Annotated in this window: 17 protein-coding genes and 1 other RNA gene; 9 read left to right on the forward strand and 9 right to left on the reverse strand. The window is 58.8% G+C overall.

Going from position 1 to position 15,151, the window contains the following annotated elements; all coding sequences use genetic code 11:
- Window positions 1-6 precede the first annotated feature (6 nt).
- The 8 genes from SIC14_RS17690 to SIC14_RS17725 all read right to left on the reverse strand — a co-directional run bounded on the left by SIC14_RS17690 (window position 7) and on the right by SIC14_RS17725 (window position 8,577).
- Complete coding sequence (locus SIC14_RS17690) at window positions 7-1,041, reverse strand: cysteine synthase A (RefSeq protein ID WP_412563228.1); 1,035 nt, start codon at window positions 1,039-1,041, stop codon at window positions 7-9.
- Window positions 1,042-1,095: 54 nt separating this feature from the next.
- Complete coding sequence (locus SIC14_RS17695; protein WP_412563229.1) at window positions 1,096-2,223, reverse strand: NUDIX domain-containing protein; 1,128 nt, start codon at window positions 2,221-2,223, stop codon at window positions 1,096-1,098.
- 59 nt (window positions 2,224-2,282) lie between these two features.
- Window positions 2,283-2,726: a TrgA family protein gene (locus SIC14_RS17700; RefSeq protein ID WP_412563230.1), complete on the reverse strand. Its 444-nt coding sequence runs from the start codon at window positions 2,724-2,726 to the stop codon at window positions 2,283-2,285.
- A 48-nt stretch (window positions 2,727-2,774) separates the two neighbouring features.
- Entirely contained in the window at window positions 2,775-3,989 is a 1,215-nt protein-coding gene (locus SIC14_RS17705) for a class I SAM-dependent methyltransferase (RefSeq protein WP_412563231.1), read from the reverse strand.
- Between the two features lie 60 nt (window positions 3,990-4,049).
- Window positions 4,050-5,498 (reverse strand): cryptochrome/photolyase family protein, encoded by a 1,449-nt coding sequence (locus tag SIC14_RS17710; protein ID WP_412563232.1) that lies wholly within the window; start codon window positions 5,496-5,498, stop codon window positions 4,050-4,052.
- A 90-nt stretch (window positions 5,499-5,588) separates the two neighbouring features.
- Window positions 5,589-6,812, reverse strand: a complete 1,224-nt coding sequence (locus tag SIC14_RS17715; protein ID WP_412563233.1) for an aminotransferase class V-fold PLP-dependent enzyme — start codon at window positions 6,810-6,812, stop codon at window positions 5,589-5,591.
- A gap of 65 nt (window positions 6,813-6,877) precedes the next feature.
- Window positions 6,878-7,867: an acryloyl-CoA reductase gene (gene acuI, locus SIC14_RS17720; protein WP_412563234.1), complete on the reverse strand. Its 990-nt coding sequence runs from the start codon at window positions 7,865-7,867 to the stop codon at window positions 6,878-6,880.
- Between the two features lie 17 nt (window positions 7,868-7,884).
- Window positions 7,885-8,577 carry a DinB family protein gene (locus SIC14_RS17725; RefSeq protein WP_412563235.1) on the reverse strand — a complete coding sequence of 231 codons (693 nt, stop codon included), beginning with the start codon at window positions 8,575-8,577 and terminating at the stop codon, window positions 7,885-7,887.
- On the opposite strand from SIC14_RS17725, the gene SIC14_RS17730 reads away from it, so the two are divergent.
- The 5 genes from SIC14_RS17730 to SIC14_RS17750 all read left to right on the forward strand — a co-directional run bounded on the left by SIC14_RS17730 (window position 8,504) and on the right by SIC14_RS17750 (window position 12,576).
- On the forward strand, window positions 8,504-9,217 hold the full coding sequence (locus SIC14_RS17730; RefSeq protein ID WP_412563236.1) for a FadR/GntR family transcriptional regulator: 714 nt from the start codon (window positions 8,504-8,506) through the stop codon (window positions 9,215-9,217). The genes SIC14_RS17725 and SIC14_RS17730 overlap by 74 nt on opposite strands.
- Window positions 9,218-9,367: 150 nt before the next feature.
- Window positions 9,368-9,718, forward strand: a transfer-messenger RNA (tmRNA) gene (gene ssrA, locus SIC14_RS17735).
- 94 nt (window positions 9,719-9,812) lie between these two features.
- Entirely contained in the window at window positions 9,813-11,087 is a 1,275-nt protein-coding gene (gene chrA / locus SIC14_RS17740; RefSeq protein ID WP_412563237.1) for a chromate efflux transporter, read from the forward strand.
- Between the two features lie 222 nt (window positions 11,088-11,309).
- Window positions 11,310-11,804: an SspB family protein gene (locus tag SIC14_RS17745; protein ID WP_412565892.1), complete on the forward strand. Its 495-nt coding sequence runs from the start codon at window positions 11,310-11,312 to the stop codon at window positions 11,802-11,804.
- A 220-nt stretch (window positions 11,805-12,024) separates the two neighbouring features.
- Complete coding sequence (locus SIC14_RS17750; protein ID WP_412563238.1) at window positions 12,025-12,576, forward strand: class I SAM-dependent methyltransferase; 552 nt, start codon at window positions 12,025-12,027, stop codon at window positions 12,574-12,576.
- Window positions 12,577-12,595: 19 nt separating this feature from the next.
- Here SIC14_RS17750 and SIC14_RS17755 read toward each other — a convergent pair whose 3' ends face one another.
- Window positions 12,596-12,814, reverse strand: a complete 219-nt coding sequence (locus SIC14_RS17755; RefSeq protein ID WP_412563239.1) for a DUF6500 family protein — start codon at window positions 12,812-12,814, stop codon at window positions 12,596-12,598.
- Window positions 12,815-13,030: 216 nt separating this feature from the next.
- Between SIC14_RS17755 and fumC the strand changes: the two genes are divergently transcribed.
- From fumC to SIC14_RS17775, 4 genes are all read left to right on the forward strand, one after another.
- Window positions 13,031-14,425, forward strand: coding sequence for a class II fumarate hydratase (gene fumC, locus SIC14_RS17760; protein ID WP_412565893.1), 1,395 nt, complete (start codon window positions 13,031-13,033; stop codon window positions 14,423-14,425).
- A gap of 126 nt (window positions 14,426-14,551) precedes the next feature.
- Window positions 14,552-14,689, forward strand: a complete 138-nt coding sequence (locus SIC14_RS17765; RefSeq protein WP_412563240.1) for a hypothetical protein — start codon at window positions 14,552-14,554, stop codon at window positions 14,687-14,689.
- 42 nt (window positions 14,690-14,731) lie between these two features.
- Window positions 14,732-14,902 (forward strand): DUF4169 family protein, encoded by a 171-nt coding sequence (locus SIC14_RS17770; RefSeq protein ID WP_412563241.1) that lies wholly within the window; start codon window positions 14,732-14,734, stop codon window positions 14,900-14,902.
- Complete coding sequence (locus SIC14_RS17775; protein WP_412563242.1) at window positions 14,899-15,114, forward strand: ribbon-helix-helix domain-containing protein; 216 nt, start codon at window positions 14,899-14,901, stop codon at window positions 15,112-15,114. The genes SIC14_RS17770 and SIC14_RS17775 overlap by 4 nt, the downstream gene beginning before the upstream one ends.
- Window positions 15,115-15,151: the final 37 nt, after the last annotated feature.

The raw sequence follows: 15,151 nt of genomic DNA on the forward strand, positions 1-15,151 counted from the left end.
CATATCTTAGGGGTTTTCAAAAACCGCTGGCGGCGCGGGCAGTTCCTTGGTCAGCCATTCCGGCTGCGGCAGGCCTTTTTCGGCCAGGAACTCGGGATTGAACAGCTTCGACTGATAGCGGGTGCCATAGTCACACAGGATTGTCACAATGGTGTGGCCCGGCCCCATGTCCTTGGCCATGCGCACCGCACCGGCGATGTTCACTGCCGAAGAGCCCCCCAGACACAGGCCTTCGTCCTGCAAGAGGTCAAAGACCATCGGCAAGGCGTCTTCGTCGGCGATCTGGTAGTTCATATCCGGCGTGAACCCTTCGAGGTTTGCCGTGATCCGGCCCTGCCCGATCCCTTCGGTGATCGAGGTTCCGGTGGAGGCAAATTCACCATGGGCATAGTAGCTGTAAAGCGCCGCACCCATCGGATCGGCCAGACCGATTTTCACACCCTTGGGCTGCAGCGCCATGCCCACCCCTGCCAGCGTCCCACCCGAGCCGACGGCGCAGATGAACCCATCCACTTTGCCATCGGTCTGTTCCCAGATCTCTGGGCCGGTGGTTTCCACATGCGACTGACGGTTGGCCACATTGTCAAACTGGTTGGCCCAGATCACGCCGTTCTCTTCTGTTTCGGCCAAGGCCTTGGCCAGACGTTCCGAGTAACGCACATAGTTGTTGGGGTTCTTGTAGGGGGCTGCGGGCACCTCAACCAGCTGCGCGCCGGCCAGGCGGATCATGTCTTTCTTTTCCTGGCTCTGGGTTTCGGGGATCACAATCACCGTTTTGAACCCCATCGAAGCACCAACCAGCGCCAGACCAATGCCGGTGTTGCCAGCGGTGCCCTCCACGATGGTGCCGCCCGGTTTCAGCTGACCTTTGGCGATGGCATCTTTGATGATGTAAAGCGCCGCGCGGTCCTTGACCGACTGGCCGGGGTTCAAAAACTCAGCCTTGCCCAGGATCTCACAGCCGGTCGCTTCGCTCGCCGCGTTGAGACGGATCAGAGGGGTTTTGCCGATGGCATCTGCCAGGTCGCGTGCAATGCGCATGATGTCTTTCCTTATCAGGTTCGTACCCAGATTTAGGCGTCTCTGTGCCAGACCTCAAGCGGCGTTGCGCAGTCGGTCCCGATTCCGTGCCAGCCAATGCAACGCCAGCGCCAGCGGCGTGACCCGGATTTGGCCAGCATCCAACATTTCCAACGCCTGATCGAGGGGCATCAAATGGCCTTTGATGTCTTCGTGTTCCCCCGCCGCACCGGCCACTTTGGCCGCCCCATCAGGCAGGTCCACAAGGCCAAGGTAGATGTGGAAAAACTCACTGACACAGCCGGGCGACGGGTAGCCAAGGTGGATCTCTTCCAACCGGTCCAGAGTCAGGCCAGCCTCCTCAACGGCTTCGCGGCGGGCGCAGTCCTCAGGCGTTTCGCCGGGATCCACCCGTCCGGCAATCGGCTCCAGCTGCCAGGGACCTTTGTCACCGCGCGCCAAGGGACCCATGCGGAACTGCTCGATCAGCAACACACGGTCGCGCCCAGCGTCATAGGGCAGAACCAGCGCAGCATCGGTGCCCAAAAACGCGGCGCGGTCCAGCACCGGGCTCATCTCGCCATCAAAACGTCGATAACGCAGCCGCATCTCAGATAGCGCAAAGAAGTTTGCGTAAGGGTTTGACGTCGCAAGAATTTCCACGTCAGCCCGTGCATTGCCAGAGGGGCCTAGCACGGTGTCTTCGGTCTGCGCCAAAACGTAAGAGGCCGCCCGCGCATGGATCATGCCGTAGATTGCGCCCAGGTCTTCGGGAGTTTTCTGACCGCGGTAGCCCATGACCTCTTCCGCCGCGCGGCAGTTCACCGCGCCCCATCTTGCTGCCCAGTCCGACAACACAAAGGCCGGTCCCGCAGCATAGGTGGTTTCTGGTGGCCAGAACATCTGCACCTTCTGCGCACCGTCGGGGCCGGTGACCTCCACCCATTTCAGATCATAGCCAAAAACCCGTTCGTAATAGTCCAGCCGGGCGACGTCTTCATCGCTGAACCCCTTTCCCAGCAGACCCACCGCCTGCCCCCCCGCCTGTGGCAGGATCAAAGGAAAGGCCTGCCCGTCAGCCCAATGGATCACATAGTCCGGCAGCGCGGCCTCCGACAGGTCAACGCCCTCCAGCGGACGGCCGATCACGGTTTCAAGCAAGGGAAGATGGCGCAGGGTGCCATAGAAAAACAAAGCGGTCATATCGGGATTCCGGGTGCTCTGGCACTTGGGGACTCAAATCTCCCCAAGACTTAACAGGTTCAGCGCCAAACGCTATTGGCCATTTCAACCAACACTGCAATCACCACCGCGCCAATGATCAGCGGCCCAATCACGGTAGGGTGCAGCAGCACCTGACCGAACTCTGCCATGATCCGAAACAGATCCTCAATCGCCTTCATCGGCCCGGCATACATCTTGCGGGTGGAAAGCCGCAGCATCTCATTCACCGCTTGCGTAAACAGCCCCAGAAACCCCATCGCAAAGGCCACGGTGACACCGTTGCCCAGGGCCGCCATCATGCCACTGCCCGCCTTGGGACCCAGCATCGACCAGCCAACAATCCAGCCCAGACCAAGGTTCACATAGTTGAACCAGCCAAAAATCGTGCTTTCCGGCATCAGCGGGCGGATCAGATCGGACACGAGCCATCCCAGCCCGGCAAGCATAATGGCGCCCACCACACGTGCTGCTGTCAGTCCCATGTCACTCTCCTTGCGCTGGCCCGCGGTTCACGGATTTCTCAGATATACTCAGCCTTTGGCCGGTTTGGCTACTGTCAGTTGAACGACGTCGCAATTCTCGCCGCGAAACGATCCGGCGCAGGAGGTCAGGTAAAAATTCCACATCCGCCGAAACCGGTCGTCAAAGCCAAGCGCCGCAACCTCAGGCCAACGGGCGTTAAACGCGTAGTGCCAGCGCCGCAGCGTCTGGCTGTAACTGTCACCAAAGGCAAAGCTGTCCACCTGTTCCAAACCGACCGCTTGCACCTGTTCGCGAAGCGCGGTTTTGGACGGCAACATACCACCAGGGAAGATGTATTTTTGTATAAAATCAACGCCTTTTCGGTAGGTTTCAAACCGCGCTTCTTGCAGGGTGATGATCTGCAAGGTTGCCTTGGCACCGGGGTTCAAACACCGTTTCAACGTCTCGAAGTAGGCAGGCCAATATTTCTCACCGACGGCTTCAAACATCTCGATACTGGCGATACCATCATAGCGCCCCACCTCATCGCGGTAGTCCTGCAGCCGGAAATCCACCCTATCCGAAAGCCCTGCCTTTTCAATGTGTTCCCGCGCGTAACTCAACTGCTCTTCTGAAATCGTCAGCCCGGTGACCCGCAAGCCACGTTCGCCGGCGGCATATTCCGCAAACCCACCCCAGCCGCAGCCGATCTCCAGCACGTGATCGCCGGGCATCGCCCCGATCCGATCCACCATCGACGCATATTTTGCCTTTTGGGCGGCCTCCAGACTTTCTTGGCCGGATTCAAAAAGCGCCGAGGAATAGGTCATCGAAGGATCCAGCCAGAGCGCATAAAATGCGTTGCCCAAGTCATAGTGATAACTGATGTTTTTGCGTGCTTGTTTGCGGCTGTTGCCGTTCATCCAATGGCGCATCCGCTCATAGGCTCGCACCAGAAACATGCCGGGAAACCCCTCATAGAGGTCGTCATTGCGGTCATGCAGCAGATCCAGAAAGCCCTGCAGATCCGGGCTGTCCCACCAGCCGTCCAGATACGCATCACAGAAGCCCAGATCACCTTCGCGCACCAAACGTGTGAACGTATCAACGTTGTGCACCACCAGCTCCGCCACCAGCCCCGGTGCTTGGCCTTCCGCACGAAAAGTTCGCCCGTCTGGTAGGGTAAAATCCAGCCGGCCTGCGCGCAGTTTACACGCCTGCTGAAACACCTGCGGAAAGTATCTGGGCAGGTTCTCTTGACCTTCGGTTGTCGTCAGGATCATTGGCAATTCCCCCAGCGATTTCCCTCAGGCTGGCAAGAAATGCGTTTCCGATCAAGGTTTTCATTCGTTCAACGGATGTTCTGCGCCCGCCTTGAACTGCACCAATGCTGCCAAGGCCGCCTGCCGCCCCGCAGCCAAATCAACAATTGGAGAGGGATAGCCCTGCGCGGGATCGACCTGCCACTGGCGTGGGGCGGCGTCAAAAAACGCCAATGCCTCCGGCCCCGGATCGGGTGACAACTCTGCCAGCCAGCGCCGCGTGTAGCATTGGTCCGGGTCAAACTTGGCCCGCTGGGTTTCCGGGTTGAATATCCGAAAATAGGGCGCCGCATCAGGCCCGCAGCCGGCCACCCATTGCCAACCCATCGCATTTGACGCCGGATCCCAATCCACCAGCGTATCGGCAAACCAGGCCTGCCCCAGCCGCCAATGCATACGCAGATGTTTTGTCAGAAAGGACGCCACCACCATCCGCACCCGATTGTGCATCTTGCCGGTCACAAACAACTCACGCATCCCCGCATCCACCAGGGGGATGCCGGTGCGCCCCTGTCGCCAAGCCTGGAACACCGCGGCCTGCGTGTCCTCATGCCAGTGAAACCCTTGCCACTCCGGTCGCCAGCAAGACGTCAAAATATGGGGATCATGATAAGTCAGATGCCAGGCGAAATCGCGCCAAGCCAATTCTTTCAGGAACTTATGGGCCACCTCGCCCCCTGTCCGCAGCGCGGTTTGATGCCAGATATCGCGCGCCGAAACCTCGCCGTAGGCCAGAGGTTCGCTGAGGCCAGAGGTAGCCGGTTGCGCGGGCAGATCCCGGTGGTCAGCATAATTCGGCAGTTTCTCCTCCAGAAATGCTGCCAGTTGCACCTGCGCCGCCGCCTCGCCCACCCGCAGATGAGGGGCAACCACCTCAGCGCCACGCTGCATCGGGCGATCAAGCTGCCACGTGACCAACGCATCCGATTGCGGCCATTGCACCGGCGGTCGCAAATGGGTCGGCGCAGGGAGCGGCGGTGCAATGTCCTGCCGGGACAGGGCACGCCAAAACGGTGAATAGACCCGGTAATGGCCCCCGGATCCCGTTTTAACCTGCCAAGGTTCACACAGCAGGTTGCCCATGAAACTGCGCACCTCCAGCCCGGAATCGGAGAGTTGTTTTTTGATCCGCCGGTCGCGATCAATGCCGCCCGGGTCGTATTGCCTGTTCCAATAAAGCGCCGTTGCCCCCGTTTCCGCCACCAACTGTTGCAACGCATTCAGCGCCTCACCCCGCCGTAGAACAAGCGCGCTGCCCAATTGTTTCAAGCATGTTTGAAACTGCGAAAGACCGCGCCCAAAACGGAATCGCGGCGCCGCCCCAAGCGCATCGAACACTGGGTCCCACAGAAAGACAGGCACAACAGGCCGCCCAGACGCGGCCGCTGCCGACAGGGCAGGATTGTCCCGCAGCCTTAGGTCACGTCGGAGCCAGACCAGAATAGGGGCGGCAAAGGGATCTTGCGTCATAAAACAGCCTTTTATGCCATTACGATGCAGCCTTGCGACCAGATCAATTTAATGGACTTCGTTTGCCCCACGCGCATTTACAGCTGTTCCTTAAAGAACCGCGTCCAAACCCTTGAGAAGTTGCTGAATTTCACCCTCGCTGGTGTAATGGGTAAAGCTCAAACGCAGCACACCCTGCGCCGGATCGATCCCCAGCGCCGTCAACGCTCGAACCGCGTAAAAATCTCCGCCGCCTGCCATAATGCCGTGTTGCGCCAGCTCTGCCGCCACCGCCTCCGCATTGCGCCCCAAATCAACAGCGACGGTTGGCGCCCGGGTTTCCGGGTCTTGTGGTCCCAGGACGCGCAGATCATTGCGATTGGCCAAATAGTCCATCACTGGGGACAGAAGCTGCACTTCACGCGCTCGCATCAAATCATGCGCTGCCTCGCCGATCGCGGTCAGATCACCGCCTGCACCGTGGTGCGCCGCCAGATCGCGGGCATAATCCACCATGCCCGCACAGGCCGCCACCTGCGCATGATCGGGCCCGGCCGGGGTGAACCGTTTATACAAGGTGTCACTGTTGAAGAAATGGCCCTGATTGGGCAATTGCAGCCCCAGATCCCGTCGGATCACCATGATGCCCTGATGCGGACCGAAGGTTTTGTAAGCCGAAAACAGATAGATATCCGGCCCCATGAGGCCCACATTCGGGATCCCGTGCGGCACATAGCTGACCCCGTCGACACAGACAAATGCCCCCGCTGCATGGGCCATCGCGGTGATTTCGATCACCGGATTGACCTCTCCGACAACGTTGGAGCAATGCGGAAAACACACCAGACGGACCTTTTCGTCCAGTAGGTTCTCAAGATCCGCTGGTTCCAGCTTGCCCGTTGTCGGGTTGATCCGCCATTCGCGCACCTCAACCCCTTCGTCGGCCAGTCGCCGCCAAGGACCGGAATTGGCTTCATGGTCCTGATTTGTGACCACAATAGCTTCCCCTGGTGACAACCATTGCCGGAAGGCTTGCGCCAGAACATAGGTGTTCTGCGTCGTGGAGGGGCCAAAGCTCACCTCGTCCGTGGCAACGCCCATGAGCCCAGCAAGACCCTGCCGCGCCTCATCCATTTCAGCGCCAGCCATTTGGCTTGCCGCATAGGGCGCGTAGGGCTGCACCTTGCGTTGGTGGTAAAACCGGGTGAGACGATCCAAGACCTGACGGCAGGTGTAGGACCCTCCGGCATTTTCAAAGAAGGCCTGGCCGGCAAGGCTTGACTCGGCGAAAGCGGGAAACTGCCCGCGCACAAATGTGATGTCCAATTCAGTCATGGCGCAAGCTTTGTCTCGCAATTTTGGTGTCGTCAAGGACCGGGGGCACCGGTCCTTAGCCCGTGTCAGCCATTCACATCAACCACCACACGCCCCTGCACTTTACCCTGCAGGATATCGGCGCCCAACTGCGGCAGATCTGCAAGTGTCGCCGGTTGCACCATTTCTTCCAGCCGTGCCAGCGGCAAATCGGTAACCACCCGCTGCCAAGCCCGTTGCCGGTTGTCAAACGGTTGCATGACCGAGTCGATGCCCAACAGGTTTAACCCGCGCAGCAGGAACGGAATGACCGTTGCGGGCAGGTTTGCACCGCCTGCCAGACCCACAGCCGCAACTGACCCGCCATATTTCATCTGCCCCAGAACCCGCGCCAGCATCGCGCCGCCGACAGCGTCAACGCAGCCAGACCAGCTCTCGCTCTCCAGCGGGCGTTTGGTCGTTTCGTTCAGCTCTTCCCGCGCGACAATCTGTGTCGCCCCCAAAGAACGTAGGTATTTCTCGCTCTCGGGGCGTCCGGTCACCGCAGCAACCTCGTAGCCCAGGTTGGCCAAAATCGCTGTTGCGACCGACCCAACCCCCCCTGCCGCGCCAGTCACCAGCACCGGGCCGGGGATCGCCTTCAACCCGTGGTCCTCCAACGCCATGACCGCCAACATGGCCGTGAATCCCGCCGTTCCCACGGCCATCGCCTGCCGCGGGCTGAGCCCCTCTGGCAACGGCACCAGCCAATCCGCTTTCACCCGCGCCTTTTGCGCATAGCCGCCCCAATGCGCCTCTCCCACGCGCCAACCGGTCAGCACAACTTTGTCACCCGGTTTGTAACGCGGATCCTCCGAGGCTTCGACGGTGCCGGCGAAGTCAATGCCCGGCACATGCGGATACTTGCGCACCAAACCGCCGCCTGCCCCCAAGCAAAGCCCATCCTTGTAATTCACGGTCGAATACTCGACCGCGACCGTAACTTCAGCATGCGGCAACTCCGCCAGAGAGAGGTCACGCACCGCCGCCTGCGTGTGCCCATCTTCGGATTTGTCAACAACCAGTGCTTTGAACATCTTCTATCCTCCCCAGATTAAGATTCGGTAAACGCTTCGGGCATGAAAGGCAGGTCCGTTGTCCAGCCCGCCCCTCCGGCCGCAGTTACCATCGCGTGAATCTGCCCGCGATGATGGGTCTGATGGTTAAACATCTGCATAATGCAGAGCGCTTTGGGCAGCTTAAACTGCCGCTGCATCGCGACTGAGTACCATTCAAAATCGCCTTCTAGATCAACATTTTGCACGGTTTTTGCCCAGGCAACAAACCGTTGATCCAGAGCCACACGCTGCTGGCGCCAATCCTCAAAATCGCGGGCAGCTGAGCCGCTGTCCTGCAGGGTGACCTCCGGCCCTGCACCACCGTCAAACCGCGACAACCAGGTCAAATCGCCCCAAAGCAAATGGTTTGCCGTGTGCTGGATAGACCCGAAAAACGCCCCGCGGTCCAAAACGCGCTCGCCCTCAGACAGCCCCTCCAACGCCGCAGTCATCTCCGTGTTTTGCCAATGATTGTAGTGTGCCATCTGCAGGCAATAAGCGCTTGTGATCATAGCTATTCCATTTCGAAAACTGTCCGAACCCTTACCAGAATCTTGCGTGATTCCGGCGTGCCTGTTAAATGTCTGACAAATAAATCGCGTGAGGCCAAGAGAAATGTCTGACAATTCAAAACCCGTTTCAGCGGATCTCTCAAGCGCGATCGCCGAGGAAATTCGCGGGGCGATCATATCGGGCCAGTTGATTGTGGACGCCAGATTGCCTTCTGAATCCGAGTTGTCACAGCGCTTTTCGGTCTCTCGCTCCACTGTACGGGAAGCTTTGAAAAGGCTGGCAGCGCAATCGCTTATCAGAACGCAGCGGGGGGCCTCGGGCGGGGCTTTTGTGAACCGTTTAAGCTATGAAGAAGCACGGGCCCATCATGTCACCACGTCGACCCTGTTGTTAAGCATGAATGGGGTGGATTTCGCCACCGCCTGCGCCGCCCGTTTTGCCCTTGAACGCGCCTGCGCTGCTCTGGCAGCTGAGCATCGTGATGCGCAGCACATCGCGCGGATGGAGACTGAGTTTTCCCTACAAAATCAAACATCTCTCAGCGACGAAGCGTTCTGCGCCTCCGACGTCCGGTTTCATCGCGCGCTTGTCGACGCGACGCAAAACCCGGTTCTCTGTTACCAGATGGCAGGCGCTGTTGAGGCGATGCAGCCGTTAATGAACATGCTAACCTACAATAGGCGGTCGCGGGAAGGGATCCTGCTGCAACATGAGGCCATTTTGGACGCTTTGAAAAACCGGGATGTTTCGGCGATTGAAGCCGCATTAAACACATTGTGTAAAGAGACTTTGGACCTCGCGCAGACCATGCGCTGATTGGCGTGCGCCCTATTAACACTATTTTAGGCTTTCGATGGCACGCTGGGCTGGCACATAGAATCAACGCCGCCACTCACACCCATTGGAGGGGAGCATCACGGAGCAACATTCCAAGCGCGGCCCTGGCGCAGCGGGGCACGCAATTCGCCCCTTTGCATCCGGCAAGAGGCTGACTATATAGAGGGTGTTCCCTTGGGGACTATGGACATAAACGCGCTCGTAATAAACGGATCGGACCCGGGGGCGGTACCCGGCGGCTCCACCACAAAACCTTCGTTTGAGGCGAATGGGGCCGAAATAGGATCGACGGACGTCTAAAGGGGTTAGCTTTGTCTCGGTGAGATACCACCGTTATCGGTTCGACAAGTACAATTGCAAACGACAATCGTGCTCCGGTCGCAATGGCTGCGTAAGCAGTCGGAGTTACCGAAACTTAAGTCCTGACGCCTAGCAGCTTCAGGCGGGGTTCGCAGGTACCTGGCAACAGAAACCTGCACTAAACGCTTCCCAAACCAACTTGCCCCTATCGCTTCTACGGATCACCGCTTAAGACGGGCCTAACGGACAGGACGCAGGCTACGGGCAGACAGACATGAGCACGGCAGAGACCAGCACTGGCGCACAGGCCAGCCTGTCCGAAGTGACGCGGGTTTTTGGCCGGATCGGGCTGTTGTCCTTTGGTGGGCCTGCCGCGCAGATCGCCCTGATGCACAAAGAGCTGGTCGACGACCGCCCCTGGCTGAGTGAAAAGCAGTTTCTCTCTGCCCTGTCGTTTTGCATGCTGTTGCCGGGACCCGAGGCGATGCAGCTGGCCACCTATGCAGGCTGGATGAAGCGCGGTGTTCTGGGCGGGCTGATTGCAGGGGGCCTGTTTGTGCTGCCGGGTGCGGCGGTTATTCTGGCGCTGGCATTGGCCTATATCAGCTATGGCGATCTGCCTTTGGTGCAGGCCGGATTTGTTGGGATTCAGGCCGCAGTTGTGGGCGTTGTCTTTTTTGCCCTGCGCAAAATCGCGGCCAAGGCGCTCAAGGGCCTCGAAGGCATCGCCCTTGCTGGCGTGTCGTTTCTGGCAATCTTCGTTCTGCAGCTGCCTTTTCCTTTGGTGGTGCTCTGTGCTGCGCTTTGGGGCGCGCTGCGTCCCGGACCGACAGCAGCTTCTGTAACAACAACACAGGTCCCCCGTTTTCTGTGGCGACCCGTGCTGATTTGTCTGGCGCTCTGGCTGTCTCCAATCGCAGTTCTCTTTGCCTTCAACCAAGAGTTTTTGCTGACGCTTGCCCTGTTCTTTTCAAAACTGGCTATTGTCACGTTTGGCGGCGCCTATGCGGTGTTGGCCTATATGACGCAGACCGTGGTGCAGGATCACGGCTGGCTGAACCTGCCACAAATGATCGACGCTCTGGGGCTGGCGGAAACCACGCCGGGGCCGCTGATCCTGATAACACAGTTTGTCGGCACCCTGGCAGGCCACTCTCAAGGCGGCATCGCACTGGCAATTGTCGCCAGTGCCCTCACCCTTTGGGTTACGTTTATCCCTTGTTTTCTTTGGATCTTTGCCGGTGCACCCTATGTGGCCATGCTGACCCAACTGCCACGGCTGTCCAGCGCGCTGACCGCCATCACAGCCGCGGTCACCGGGGTGATTGCCAACCTGTCGATCTGGTTCGCGCTGCAAGTTCTCTTTGGAGAAGTGCAGCAATCCGCTTGGGCGCCTGTGCCTGTCTGGTCTAGTTTTTCGCCCCTGGTCGCGGGCTTCATGATCCTGGCGCTGGGGATGATGGGGCCGTTAAAACGCGGCATGATGACAACCCTCCTCACCCTTGCAGCACTGGCGTTGGCTTTGGGTGCATTGGGCGTTTTGGCATAACGCCCCCCAAGCAACGCAGGCCACGCCCCACATCCCCTTGGCACCTGTTCTTTTTTTGCCGGACACCCTTCCGTTTTGGTGCGGATACCCTATGCTCATCCACAGAAATTGTGGCCCAGACAGACCGGACGCATTACACCGGACTGCCCCGTGAAGCCCGTAAAAACACGTCGTGATCCCGTCGAATTCGAACGGCAGACGCACAAGAAGAAAGGCACTCATATGTCCGACAGCATCGACTATGGCAATCTGATGCACCGCGCGATGCGCAGCCTCATTCAGGAGGTGTTGGAAGATGTGGCCCAAAACGGCCTACCGGGTGAGCACCATTTCTTCATCACTTTTGACACCACCCACGCAGATTCTGTTTTGGCAAATTGGTTGCGCGAACGCTATCCCAGCGAAATGACGGTGGTGATGCAGCACTGGTATGACAACTTGCTGGTGGAGGAGGACGGCTTCCATGTGACGTTGAACTTTGGCGACCAGCCGGAACCGCTCTATGTGCCGTATGACGCCATCAAAACCTTTGTGGACCCGTCGGTCGAATTTGGCCTGCGGTTCGAAAGCCCCGATGATCTGGATGAAGAAGAAGACGCCGAAATCCTTGCTATGGCGGATGAGGCCCCTGCCCCTGTGGTTGTTGACTCCGAGCAGGAAGCGCCGGTGGAGCAAAAGGAGGCTGAAGTGGTCAGCCTTGACAGTTTCCGCAAATAACCTGCGAAACATCTTGAATTTTCAGCCCCTTACGTCGCCGCGTGAGGGGTTTTCTTTTGGGTGAAGCGTTGCTGCACACCCGTTTGGCGATTTTTCGCCACCTGAGGTTTTGACCGCAGAGTGCCATCTAACATTTACATGTTTTCGCCATATCTAGGCTGCAGAGATTTTCAGCGCCCGGGGCGGTTTGCCGGGCAAATTTTAGAACGGAGCACATTCAATGGCACGGGACTTCTCCCTTTTTCTTGGCGAAATGATCCGCAGACCCGGCGAAGTTGGGGCGGTGGCCCCGTCCTCAGCCAAAACGGCGCAGTGGATGTGTGAAGGGCTGGAAAAGGTGCAAGGCCCGATTGTCGAAATTGGCCCCGGCACCGGTAGCTTCACCCGCGCCATTCTGGAACACGGGGTAGCGCCGGAACGGCTGACCCTGTTGGAAATGGGAGAGCGGTTCTGTGACCAGCTGCGGGAAAAGTTTCCCAGTGTGAATGTGCTGAACCGGCCCGGCCAGGACATTGATAAGATTGGCATCAACAATATTGGCGCAGTGATTTCCGGCGTGCCGATGTTGTCCCGTCCCGAACTGCAACGCAGCGTGCTGGAGCCGTCTTTCCGCGTCATGGCGCCGGGGGCAAGCTTCACCCAATTCACCTATTCGATCCGCACGCCCTTTGGCGATGATCTGCTGGCCGATCTGGGCCTGACCTCCCGCAAGCTGGCCACGGTCTGGGGCAACCTGCCACCGGCCACGATCTACCGAATCGAACGGGCCTGAGCGAACCTAAGCCTCAGGGCTAGGCACCAGAAGCAATCAACTCGCGCACTTTGACTGCCTTTTCAAAGTGGTCCAGCTGGTGGGTTTTGATCCACCACTGGGCCGCCTCCATCAACAGGTCCGGATCGTCGTTTTTGTTGGCAAAGAAGGCGTAGAAGGACAGGCCAACAGTGTCACCTTTTTGGGCGATTTTGGCGTCGCAAACGGATATGGCTTTCTGACGCAGACTGGCGCGCATTGGGAAATTCCTTTTCCATCGGGCTACCTTGCCAGGCTATGGCGGGCAACCCGGCTGCTGACAGCCCCTGTCAACCCGCAGAAGTCGCCAGAGGCCTGCAAAAACTTGCGGCGCAGCGTCACGGCGTGGCCCCTTTGACGGTATCCCACGGTATACAGCATTGCACTTTACGGTGAGTGCGCTATGAAAACCTCAACAGATATCTCGGAGGTCATCATGGCGAATACCCGCACCGAAACCGACAGCTTCGGCCCCCTCGAAGTTCCTTCTGACAAATATTGGGGCGCGCAGACCCAGCGTTCGATCATGAACTTCCCCATTGGTTGGGAAAAACAGCCTGTCGCCATCGTGCGCGCGCTGGGGGTGATCAAACAGGCCTGCGCCATGGCCAACAAAGAGTCGGGCAAGCTGGACGCCAAAATCGGCGATGCGGTCATTCAGGCAGCTGGTGAGGTTTTTGAGGGCAAGTTTGACGACAACTTCCCGCTGGTGGTCTGGCAGACCGGGTCCGGCACCCAGTCAAACATGAACTCGAACGAGGTGATTGCAAACCGCGCGATTGAAATCCTCGGCGGCGTGATCGGCTCCAAAGATCCGGTGCATCCCAACGACCACTGCAACATGGGTCAGTCCTCCAACGACACCTTCCCGACCGCGATGCACATTGCCGCCGCCATGATGGTGCGTGACACGCTGCTGCCGGGTCTGACCAAACTGGCCGAAGGGCTGGAGCAGAAGTCCGAAGAATTCAAATACATCATCAAGATTGGCCGGACCCACACGCAGGATGCAACCCCGCTGACACTGGGCCAGGAATTTGGCGGCTATGCCCACCAGATCCGTCAAGGCATCGCCCGTGTTGAGGCCGCCCTGCCCGGCATCTATGAGCTGGCGCAAGGGGGCACCGCGGTTGGCACCGGCCTGAACACCCAGAAAGGCTGGGGCGAAAAGGTTGCGGCAAACATGGCCGACATCACCGGTCTGCCCCTTGTCACCGCGCCGAACAAATTCGAAGCACTGGCCGCCCATGACGCGATGGTCTTTATGTCTGGTGCTTTGGCCACCGTCGCCGGTGCCATGTACAAGATCGCCAACGACATCCGCTTCCTGGGCTCCGGCCCGCGTTCGGGTCTGGGCGAGCTGATCCTGCCGGAGAACGAGCCGGGTTCCTCGATCATGCCGGGCAAGGTGAACCCAACCCAGGCTGAGGCAATGACCCAAGTGGCAGCCCATGTCATGGGCAACAACGCGGCGATGACCTTTGCGGGCTCGCAGGGTCACTTTGAGCTGAACGTCTACAACCCGATGATGTCCTACAATCTGTTGCAGTCCATGCAGCTGCTGGGCGACGTTGCCGACAGTTTCACCGAGCGGATGCTTCTGGGCATCAAGGCCAATGAACCGCGCATCGACAAGCTGATGAAAGAAAGCCTGATGCTGGTCACCGCATTGGCCCCGACCATTGGCTATGACAACGCCACCACCGTGGCCAAGACCGCGCATAAGAACGGCACCACGCTGAAAGAAGAGGCCATCGCGCTCGGCTTTGTGGACGCCGAAACCTTTGACGCCGTGGTGCGCCCTGAACAGATGATCGGCCCGAAAGACTGATCTCTGATCTGGTTTGATTTGAAAAGGCGGCCTTCGCGGGCTGCCTTTTTTCCTTGCCGTAACAGATTTTTGCGCCGGAAATCTGCCCTTCGACCGTTTCACCCCTGTTAACGGAAAGAGAGCCATATGATGCGCAACACCTACCTGCCCCCGATATTCCTTGTGATCTTGCTGCTGCTCAGCGGTTTGTCACTGGCAACCTCCCCTGTGTTTGCCACCGCTTTTGGCAAAGACTGCGCGAAATCCACCCCCTCAGAGGCCTAGGCCCCTCTGGGCAAGCGGGGTGGGCTGCGCTAAGTTGGCGCCATGACCGTGGTGAACCTGAACAAATTCCGCAAGGCCAAGGCCCGTGCCGACAAAAAGGTGCAGGCCGATGAAAACGCCGTGAAGTTTGGCCGCAGCAAAGCGGAAAAACGCTTGCAAACAGCCCGCGCTGAGAAAGCCGAAAGAGACCTCGACGGGAAGGCGCGCGAGTGACGCGGCCAGCCAAACGATCGCTTACCCTGCGCGGCCACCGGACCTCTGTGTCACTGGAGGATGAGTTCTGGCAGGCCTTCCGCGATATTGCCGCTGAACGTGGGCAGCCGATCAACGACCTGGTCGCTGAGATTGATGAAGCACGGGATCTGCAATGTGGGCTGGCCACCGAAATCCGGTTGTTTGTATTGCGCCATTTCAGAAATCGCTAAGACCTCTTTGCAATGATGCCGATCTTCGATCTTCCTT

It is taken from the genome of Thalassobius sp. MITS945101, from assembly GCF_047123305.1.
Lineage (GTDB): Bacteria > Pseudomonadota > Alphaproteobacteria > Rhodobacterales > Rhodobacteraceae > Thalassobius.

What these genes read in the sequence shown, in the direction of transcription:
- SIC14_RS17750 (WP_412563238.1), top strand. Translation starts at nt 12,025, where the DNA reads ATGGCACGGGACTTCTCCCTTTTTCTTGGCGAAATGATCCGCAGACCC.
- SIC14_RS17755 (WP_412563239.1), bottom strand. Translation starts at nt 12,814, where the DNA reads ATGCGCGCCAGTCTGCGTCAGAAAGCCATATCCGTTTGCGACGCCAAA.
- SIC14_RS17725 (WP_412563235.1), bottom strand. Translation starts at nt 8,577, where the DNA reads ATGATCGCCCCGCGAATTTCCTCGGCGATCGCGCTTGAGAGATCCGCT.
- SIC14_RS17745 (WP_412565892.1), top strand. Translation starts at nt 11,310, where the DNA reads ATGTCCGACAGCATCGACTATGGCAATCTGATGCACCGCGCGATGCGC.
- SIC14_RS17765 (WP_412563240.1), top strand. Translation starts at nt 14,552, where the DNA reads ATGATGCGCAACACCTACCTGCCCCCGATATTCCTTGTGATCTTGCTG.
- SIC14_RS17700 (WP_412563230.1), bottom strand. Translation starts at nt 2,726, where the DNA reads ATGGGACTGACAGCAGCACGTGTGGTGGGCGCCATTATGCTTGCCGGG.
- SIC14_RS17770 (WP_412563241.1), top strand. Translation starts at nt 14,732, where the DNA reads ATGACCGTGGTGAACCTGAACAAATTCCGCAAGGCCAAGGCCCGTGCC.
- SIC14_RS17705 (WP_412563231.1), bottom strand. Translation starts at nt 3,989, where the DNA reads ATGATCCTGACGACAACCGAAGGTCAAGAGAACCTGCCCAGATACTTT.
- SIC14_RS17730 (WP_412563236.1), top strand. Translation starts at nt 8,504, where the DNA reads ATGTCTGACAATTCAAAACCCGTTTCAGCGGATCTCTCAAGCGCGATC.
- chrA (WP_412563237.1), top strand. Translation starts at nt 9,813, where the DNA reads ATGAGCACGGCAGAGACCAGCACTGGCGCACAGGCCAGCCTGTCCGAA.
- SIC14_RS17710 (WP_412563232.1), bottom strand. Translation starts at nt 5,498, where the DNA reads ATGACGCAAGATCCCTTTGCCGCCCCTATTCTGGTCTGGCTCCGACGT.
- fumC (WP_412565893.1), top strand. Translation starts at nt 13,031, where the DNA reads ATGGCGAATACCCGCACCGAAACCGACAGCTTCGGCCCCCTCGAAGTT.
- acuI (WP_412563234.1), bottom strand. Translation starts at nt 7,867, where the DNA reads ATGTTCAAAGCACTGGTTGTTGACAAATCCGAAGATGGGCACACGCAG.
- SIC14_RS17695 (WP_412563229.1), bottom strand. Translation starts at nt 2,223, where the DNA reads ATGACCGCTTTGTTTTTCTATGGCACCCTGCGCCATCTTCCCTTGCTT.
- SIC14_RS17715 (WP_412563233.1), bottom strand. Translation starts at nt 6,812, where the DNA reads ATGACTGAATTGGACATCACATTTGTGCGCGGGCAGTTTCCCGCTTTC.
- SIC14_RS17690 (WP_412563228.1), bottom strand. Translation starts at nt 1,041, where the DNA reads ATGCGCATTGCACGCGACCTGGCAGATGCCATCGGCAAAACCCCTCTG.